The sequence below is a fragment of the Ureibacillus endophyticus genome (assembly GCF_003628435.1).
Classification (GTDB): Bacteria; Bacillota; Bacilli; order Bacillales_A; family Planococcaceae; genus Ureibacillus; species Ureibacillus endophyticus.
Genome location: NZ_RBZN01000023.1, coordinates 42,923 through 51,553, shown reverse-complemented (window position 1 = coordinate 51,553; position 8,631 = coordinate 42,923). Strand labels below are relative to the sequence as shown.

Here is an 8,631-nt window from a genome sequence, read left to right as displayed (position 1 = left end):
CAAAAATATGGGCGCAACCTTTTCGGAATGTTTGTCAAGAGCGATTGTCCCCTCGTTCGGAGAGTACTTATCGCCCAATACCTTGTGTTTTTCAATTTTTCATAGAAGTTTTGACACTACCCAATATGTATGCCGAATAATATCATATCAAAAATTAGTTCAAAGATGTTTGTTAACTTTTAACATTATTGTTCGATGCATAATCGTATAACCATTGTGCAATTTTTCCTGCTTCATGTCTTACTGCACCTGTTTGGATTATTGCAATTTCCTTCTGAATGACTTCAAGCCCCATATTTTTTAATTTATCTATATCAAATTTAACCGGTTCTGCATTCTCTTCTTTATAGTTTTCTTTTATCGGAAGTGGTAGTTCTATATTATTCACTAAAATCGCATCTAAACATGGCATTCCAACATGATCATAGATTGCTTGCACATGATCCGTTGCACGGTAATGAATGGTTTCACCCTTTTGCGTCATTAAGTTACAAATATAGATTCTTCTTCCTTTAGCTTTTACCAATGCCTGACCAATTTCCTGTACTAATAAGTTTGGAATAATACTAGTATATAAACTACCAGGACCTACTAGAATAAAATCTGCATTTGCTATAGCACGAATTGCTTCAGGAAGCGGCTTTACATTGTTTGGTGTTAAATATACTCGCTTTATTGGTAAATGGGAATTCGGGATTTTCGATTCCCCTTCAATAATCGTTCCATCGATTAATTCTGCATGCAATGTCACTTTTTTATTGGCAGCTGGGATTACTTTTCCGTGAACTTTAAGTACTTTACTCATCTCTGCAATCGCATGACTAAAATCTCCAGTAATGTCTGTTAAAGCAGTAAGCATTAAATTGCCTAAGGAATGTCCACCTAAATCAACTGATTGGGAAAAACGATACTGAAACATTTGTTCAACAAGTGGTTCTGTATCGGATAGTGCTGCAATCACATTTCGTATGTCCCCAGGTGGAGGAATATCGTAGTCATCCCGAAGACGTCCAGATGAACCGCCATCATCCGCAACGGTTACAATTGCTGTGATATTAAACGGATATGTTTTTAATCCGCGTAACATCGTTGATAGTCCTGTACCTCCCCCAATGACCACGACATTCGGTTTTCTTTTTTTCATTACTTCAATCCTTTCTACGATTGATGTCACGATGAGTAATAGCAGTTTGATAGTTACTACTTAATAGTTCACCAAAATATTCTGCTAATGTGACAGATCTATGCTGTCCTCCCGTGCAGCCAAAAGCAATTACCAATTGTGATTTCCCTTCATTAATATATTGAGGAATCATAAATTTAAATAAGTCTGTTAGTTTAACAATGAGTTCTTGTGTTTCTTCAGATGCTAACACATATGAAGAGACCTCCATTTGCAAACCTGTTTTAGGACGCAATTCCTCCACATAGTAAGGGTTTGTTAAAAAACGCACATCAAAAACTAAGTCAGCATCAATCGGAATTCCGTTTTTATACCCGAAAGACATAACATTAATTGAAAATTTCGGACTACCGGAATTCGAGAACTCTTTTCCAATTCGTTCTCGTAATTCCCGCGGTTTCATGTTCGAAGTGTTGTACACAAATTTTGCTCGGCCTTTTAATTCCGCAAGCAGTTCTCGTTCTTTTTTAATCCCTTCCAGTGGTAATCCTGTTGGGGCTAGAGGATGTGATCTTCGAGTTTCTTTATATCTTCTTACTAATGTTTCATTGTCAGAATCTAAAAATAGAACACGAGTATGAACATAGGTTTCTTTCTCAAGTAAATCGAGTGCATCGATTAATGAATCAAAAAATTCACCACCACGCATATCCATCACTGCTGCGATACGAGTAATGTGTCTTTCCGATTCTTTCATTAAGGCTAAAAATGTTGTTAATAACGCAGGGGGTAAATTATCGATACAGTAATACCCTAAATCTTCAAAGCTTTGAACAGCAACTGTTTTCCCCGCCCCTGACATTCCTGTTATAATGACTACCTCATGTGTATAGTTTTTACTATTACCCATGATGATCATCTCCTCTATTTTAGTTCGTTTGAATTTTGTATTTTCTGTGCTAATAGTTCAAAATCCTTTGTATAAACAAATGTGCCGTATTGTGTGCCTTCATTTAGTGCTGCAAAAAGCAAGTTTACACGGTCACCTTCAGCCATTGGTAGTTTATGAATACTTTCGATAGGATGCCACTCGAGTACACCTTCTCTTGTTTGCTTAAAAGGTTCTCCTTCTATTCCTTGGGCTACAAAGGTAAACAGCATCCACTCATCCACTTGCTCTTCGCCATCCTTAATGACCATTGTATAGATACCCTTTAAATGAACATTTTTTGGCGTTACATTTGTTTCCTCAAAAAACTCTCGTGTCGCAGCTTCATAAATCGATTCACCGCTCTCCATCTTTCCACCCGGAGCAACATACCAACCTCTTCTTGGTTTCTTTAATAGTAATACTTTTCCGTCTTGAATTGCTAATAAATTTGCGATCCTTTGCATAATAACACCTCAAATCATTGGTTACTCCTATTATTACATTATACCTGTTCAAATAACTCCGTTACAAAATAATACGTTTTTAAATTATTAGACATGCCTAGAAAAGCGGGGATGGAGTTTAGCAACGTTTTGCGTTTTGCTTTTCTTATTGACAAAAGGACGCTTTTTGCCCTTGAAGGCGATTCTTCCAGTTGCTTTCGGAGCTAAACTAACGCGCTTCGCTTTTCTTTTGTCCAGCTGCGGCGGCTAGGCTCTCGCGTCGCTTCAACTCCTCCTACGAAGGCAAAGAGCGCCTTCTTGTCGAAGTCTCCAGCGCGTGTCGAGCCTGGACGAGCCGCCTCCGCTTTTCTTATTGTCTAGCTGCGAACGCTAGCTCTTTCGGACACTTCAACTTCCTCCGACGCGTGTAAACACGCTAGTCGGAAGTCTCCGCAGTACACGGATGTACAAGTGCCGACAATGCCACGTGATGTGGCGTTTTTGTCGGCCAGTGCCGTCAAGAGCTGGACGAGCGTTCTCCGCTTTTCTATTGTCTAGCTACGCGCGTTAGCCGTTCGGAAACTTCGACTTCTTCCTGCGTGTGCGAGCACACTTGTCAGAAGTCTCCAGTTTCTGTCACGGCTAAACGAACGCGCTTCGCTTTTCTAAACAAAAAAAGGGTTGCTTCCAAAGAATGGAGGCAACCAAAATTCTATGTTAATAAAAGGGGGTTATGGTTTCATTTCCCTTATTATACTTGCATATTGTTGCAACGAAGTTACAGAATAATTAAAAGCATATTACTATTGACTAATTTTCTCTTTTAACTCTTCTACATATACTTGTGCTGATTGAGCAGCGATACTTCCATCGCCTGTTGCAGTCACGATTTGACGAAGCATTTTATCACGTACGTCCCCTGCTGCAAAGATACCCTTCACAGAAGTTTGCATCTTCTCATCAGTCACAACATAACCTTGTTCATTTAATATGCCTAAGTTTTTAAATGGTGCAGTTAATGGGTCCATTCCGATATATACGAAAACTCCGTCTGTTTGGAATTCTTGCTCACTGCCATCAACAGTGGATACAAGCGTTACACTTCCTACCTTGCCATCTTTTTCGTTAATTTCTTTTATCGTATGATTCCAAATAAAATCAACTTTTTCATTTGCAAAGGCACGGTCTTGTAAAATTTTCTGTGCACGTAGTTTATCACGACGGTGAACAATTGTTACTTTGTTTGCGAAACGTGTTAAATAAACACCTTCCTCAACAGCAGAGTCTCCGCCACCAATTACGACAAGATTTTTGTTTTTAAAGAATGCACCATCACATACTGCACAATAACTTACACCGCGTCCACCAAGTTCTTTTTCACCCGGTACACCGATTTTTTTGTATTCCGCACCAGTTGAGATAATGATAGAACGTGTTTTATATTCTTTTGAACCAGCTTTAATCACTTTATAGTCTTCGCCGTCAATGATTTCTGCAACATCACCATAAGCGTATTCTGCTCCGAATTTTTTCGCATGTTCAAACATTTTAGTTGATAATTCAGGGCCTAAGATTGTTTCAAAGCCTGGATAGTTTTCAACTTCTTCTGTATTTGCCATTTGTCCACCAGGGATACCGCGCTCGATCATTAATGTAGAAAGATTTGCGCGTGATGTATAAACCGCTGCTGTCATCCCTGCAGGACCTGCTCCGATAATAATTACGTCATAAATTTTTTCTTCTGCCATGAAAAAAGCCTCCCAATTTGAAGATATCCTACGTATTTAACTACATTTACCACTTTAATCCTATGCCAATTAGTTTGTAACTTCAAATAGTTTGCCTAGCCTACTTAGAATCAAAAGGTAAAAATTGAACGAGTTCTTCAATATATTTCGATAAAGTTGAAACGGAAATACTATATTTTTCTGCATAATGTTTTTTAGTAATTTTTTCGCTATTTATCGTAGAGTAAAACATATACTCGACAGATGCAGCCAAAGCTTTAATATTTTTAAATTCATAGCCTTCTTTTAATGCTCTTTCACATAGCACAAACCACATTTGGAATAAATACTGTGATTCGATGGTAATCGATCCACTTTTGTTGTACAGTTCTTCAGCAACTTCCATTGAACGAACAAAGTATTTTTCCAGCTCATTTTTTTTGTTAAATGAATGTTGTAGTGCATAGGCAAGACATAGTTTTTCGATGCCGCTGTATTTTGAAAGATCGATTAATTTAGGATGTGCAATGATTTCCTGTTTATGAGCTGATTTACTTAATAAAAAGAAGCCAAACATTCGATGAGCACTGTATTTACTATTAATTTTTTCAATGATGAATTCACGATTTTGCTCTAAAGAATCGATATTTACTTCTTCTGAAAGATTGCCCCATGGTTCTAACCCTTCCTTAGTAGGATCCATTTCCACGAGAATTCTCCATGCTGCTTTCCCTTCTTCTTCACGACCGCTGAAATAAGCAGATTGTGCTAACCAGAAATAGAAACCTGCATCTCCAGTAAAGCCACGTTTTTTCATACTTTGTAGCCATTTGTATGCCAACTCATATTGACCAACAAGCGCAAGTGTAGCCCCTAATTTATAACGATTTTCCCAATCGTATGGATTGATTTTCTTTAAAATCTCTAGCAATGCTTGTAGTTCTTCTTCATTTTTTTCATAATACGCAACGACTGTTAAATTACAAAGAGCATGCAAATTGCCGTGATTTTCTCTCAAAACGTTATGTAATAGTGCTCTAGATTGCTCTGTTTCGCCAACATAAAAATAAGCCAAAGCTAAATTATTATAGGCTGGCCATAAATCGGGATACGTTTCTATTATTTGTTCTAACACTTCAATCGCTTCAGGAAAATTTCCATCTTCCATTAATCGTCGTGCTTTTTCTTGTGCAATCAATTTTTGCGATTCATCATCGTCTAAAAATTCTACTTCATTTTCTTCAAATTGAACGAATTCTAAAATATCTTCTGCTTCCTGCACATACATTCCATCTGGTTCCATTTGTAAGTACATTTCTGCATATTTTTGAGCGTCTCGCATTAATCCGATGCAACCTGAGATTTCAGCTAAAAAGAAAACATGTTCCGCTTCACTAGGTTCAAGGCTATAAGCAGTATATATAAGTTCATATGCTTTTTCGAAATTTTGCGCTTCCATCTCTAATATGCCGAATTGCATTAACACATGGGCGTCATCTGGACTGAGCTCTGCAGCACGCTTCATATATTTATAAGCTTTATCCATTTGATCTTTATCAATGGCCTTTAATGCTTTATTAAAGTAATATTCGCCATTTGGAATAAATGTAACAACATTATTCGTTTTTTCTTTTTGACGCTTTTTCTCCAAGTTAAATCCTCCGAACATGAAAATAGGAACGTATCTTAGTACGTTCCTTTGACAATTGATTTTATTATAACACAATTATGTTAATAGTCATTATAATCATGTTCGGAATCATCTATTTTCAAACCTATTTTTTCGTACTTGCTCTTTTTTCTTCGTGACGAGTTTTAAGTACGCCAAGAACGTCATAAACATTGATTTTTTGTTCTTGTAATAATACTAATAAGTGGTAGATTAAATCTGCAGCTTCCCATTTCACTTCTTCTGCATCACGATTTTTCGCACCAATGACAACCTCAGTTGCTTCTTCTCCAACTTTTTTACAAATCTTATCGATTCCTTTGTCAAATAAGTATGTAGTGTAAGCTCCTTCTGGCATATCAATTTCACGTTGACGAATAACGTTAACTAGTTCATCAATAATATCAAGTGATCCAACGCGTTCGTTTTCTACAACCGTTTCTGTGAAGCAAGAAGTTGTACCATTGTGACATGCTGGTCCTGCAGGTAAAACTTCTACAACTAATGCATCTTTGTCACAGTCTGTTTTAATTGAAACAACCTTTTGCGTATTGCCACTTGTTTCTCCTTTGTGCCATAGCTCGTTACGAGAACGAGAGTAGAACCAAGTTTCACCTGTTTCAATTGTTTTTTGTAAAGACTCTTCATTCATATAAGCTACAGTTAATACTTCTTTGCTTTGTGCATCTTGTACAACTGCAGTGATTAATCCTTTATCGTCAAACTTTAATCCTTCTATCATCTTACACATACTCCTTTTTCTCTAAGGTGCGCTTTCACTTCTGCAACACTTGTCTCTTTATAATGGAAGATTGAAGCTGCTAATGCTGCATCCGCATCCACGTCTTTTAAAACTTCTACAAAGTGTTCTGCATTCCCTGCACCACCACTTGCGATGACTGGTACAGTTACAGCGTCACGTACTGCTTTTGTTAAAGCTAAATCAAAACCAGACTTTTCACCATCTTGGTTCATACTTGTTAATAAAATTTCACCCGCACCTAAACGAACTGCCTCTTTCGCCCATTCAACTGCTTGCCAATTCGTTTTGTTACGTCCACCATGTGTATAGACCATCCAAGTTCCATCTTCTTCACTGTAACGCGCATCGATAGCAACAACAATACATTGTGCACCAAAGAAGTCAGAACCTTCTTTAATGAGCTCTGGTCTTTCTAAAGCAGAAGTATTAACAGAAACTTTGTCTGCTCCAGCTCTTAGGATTCGTTTCATATCATCTAATGTACGAATACCTCCACCTACTGTAAAAGGAATGGCAAGGGTTGCAGCCGTTTGTCTTACAACATCGACCATCGTTTCACGACCTTCATGGGAAGCGGAAATATCTAAAAATACTAATTCATCTGCACCTTGTTCATCGTAGAATTTTGCTAGTTCAACAGGGTCCCCCGCATCTCGTAGTTCTACAAATTGAATACCTTTTACAACTCGGCCTTCCTTTACATCAAGGCAAGGAATAATACGTTTTGTTAACATGCCAGCACCTCCACACCATTTAGCCATTGTTCAAGTAAAAACACGCCAAATTCTCCTGACTTTTCAGGGTGGAACTGCATGCCACAAACAGAACCTGCTTGTACAACACCTGGAACTTCAACACCGAAGTAATCCGCACTCGCTACTAATTGTTCTCGATCGATATTTGCACCGTAGAAGGAATGTACAAAATAAACATATTTACTTTCAGGTAACGTTTTGTTTTCTAACCAAGTTGGTAATGATTGAAACTCTAACGTATTCCACCCCATATGTGGTACACGATATTTTCCAAACTCGCTTTCACCAGAAAATCTTGTAATTTTCCCTTTAAAGTAGCCAAAGCCTTTTGTAGGCGCCACTTCTTCACTTTCTTCAAACAGTAATTGCATCCCTAAACAAATGCCAAGGAGTGGTTTTTTCGCATCTACTTGCTGGCGAATAAACTGATCTAAACCTGTTTCAGATAAACGTTTCATTGCATCTGGGAAAGCTCCAACGCCTGGTAAAATTAAAGCATCTGTAGCAGCTAATGTACTAGGATCCGCTGAAACAACCACTTCACAATTCAAACGTTTTAATGCTTGTTCAACACTGAATAAATTACCCATTCCATAATCAATTACACCAATTATCATGTTAAAAGTCCTTTCGTTGACGGTACACCTTTCACACGAGGGTCAATTTGCACCGCATCATCTATTGCACGAGCTAACGCTTTAAAAATCGCTTCTATAATATGATGTGTATTATGACCATAAGGGACAATCACGTGAACATTCATACGCGCTTCAAGGGCAAATTTCCATAAAAATTCATGTACTAACTCTGTATCGAATGTGCCAACTTTTTGCGTTAATGCTGGCTCTACGCGATATTCAAGATGTGGACGGTTTGAACAATCAATTACCACTTGAGCTAATGCGTCATCCATTGGCACAAAAGCATTACCATAACGTTTAATGCCTTTTTTATCACCTAACGCTTCACGAATCGCTTGTCCTAATACAATCCCAATATCTTCTGTTGTATGGTGAGCATCGATGTGTGTATCGCCATCTGCAATAATTTTACCGTTAAATAAACCGTGCTTTAAAAACAAATCAAGCATATGGTCCATAAAAGGTACACCTGTATTTACTTCTGCTTGTCCATCACCATCTAAATCGATTTCGACAGCAATTTTTGTTTCGTTTGTTTTACGTTCAATAGTTGCAAATCTACGTTTAAATTCTGTCATT

Annotated in this window: 9 protein-coding genes; all 9 read right to left on the bottom strand. The window is 37.8% G+C overall.

Annotated features, from left to right (window positions below; translation table 11 throughout):
- Nucleotides 1-172: 172 nt before the first annotated feature.
- Nucleotides 173-1,144 carry a gluconeogenesis factor YvcK family protein gene (locus tag D8M03_RS10375; RefSeq protein WP_121214705.1) on the bottom strand — a complete coding sequence of 324 codons (972 nt, stop codon included), beginning with the start codon at nt 1,142-1,144 and terminating at the stop codon, nt 173-175.
- Nucleotides 1,145-1,148: 4 nt separating this feature from the next.
- Nucleotides 1,149-2,033: an RNase adapter RapZ gene (rapZ, locus tag D8M03_RS10370; RefSeq protein WP_121214704.1), complete on the bottom strand. Its 885-nt coding sequence runs from the start codon at nt 2,031-2,033 to the stop codon at nt 1,149-1,151.
- A gap of 14 nt (nt 2,034-2,047) precedes the next feature.
- Nucleotides 2,048-2,518, bottom strand: a complete 471-nt coding sequence (locus tag D8M03_RS10365) for an 8-oxo-dGTP diphosphatase (RefSeq protein ID WP_121214703.1) — start codon at nt 2,516-2,518, stop codon at nt 2,048-2,050.
- Nucleotides 2,519-3,300: 782 nt separating this feature from the next.
- Nucleotides 3,301-4,245, bottom strand: a complete 945-nt coding sequence (trxB, locus tag D8M03_RS10360; protein ID WP_121214702.1) for a thioredoxin-disulfide reductase — start codon at nt 4,243-4,245, stop codon at nt 3,301-3,303.
- Between the two features lie 100 nt (nt 4,246-4,345).
- A complete protein-coding gene (locus D8M03_RS10355; RefSeq protein ID WP_121214701.1) occupies nt 4,346-5,875 on the bottom strand; it encodes a tetratricopeptide repeat protein in 1,530 nt (509 codons plus the stop codon).
- Between the two features lie 124 nt (nt 5,876-5,999).
- Entirely contained in the window at nt 6,000-6,635 is a 636-nt protein-coding gene (gene hisIE / locus D8M03_RS10350; protein ID WP_211330903.1) for a bifunctional phosphoribosyl-AMP cyclohydrolase/phosphoribosyl-ATP diphosphatase HisIE, read from the bottom strand.
- The gene (gene hisF, locus D8M03_RS10345; protein WP_121214699.1) at nt 6,632-7,390 is read right to left on the bottom strand and encodes an imidazole glycerol phosphate synthase subunit HisF; all 759 of its coding nucleotides are present in this window, start codon (nt 7,388-7,390) and stop codon (nt 6,632-6,634) included. The genes hisIE and hisF overlap by 4 nt, the downstream gene beginning before the upstream one ends.
- Nucleotides 7,384-8,028 (bottom strand): imidazole glycerol phosphate synthase subunit HisH, encoded by a 645-nt coding sequence (gene hisH, locus D8M03_RS10340; protein WP_121214698.1) that lies wholly within the window; start codon nt 8,026-8,028, stop codon nt 7,384-7,386. Before hisH ends, hisF begins: the two co-directional genes overlap by 7 nt.
- Nucleotides 8,025-8,630 carry an imidazoleglycerol-phosphate dehydratase HisB gene (gene hisB / locus D8M03_RS10335; protein ID WP_121214697.1) on the bottom strand — a complete coding sequence of 202 codons (606 nt, stop codon included), beginning with the start codon at nt 8,628-8,630 and terminating at the stop codon, nt 8,025-8,027. Before hisB ends, hisH begins: the two co-directional genes overlap by 4 nt.
- Nucleotide 8,631 lies beyond the last annotated feature (1 nt).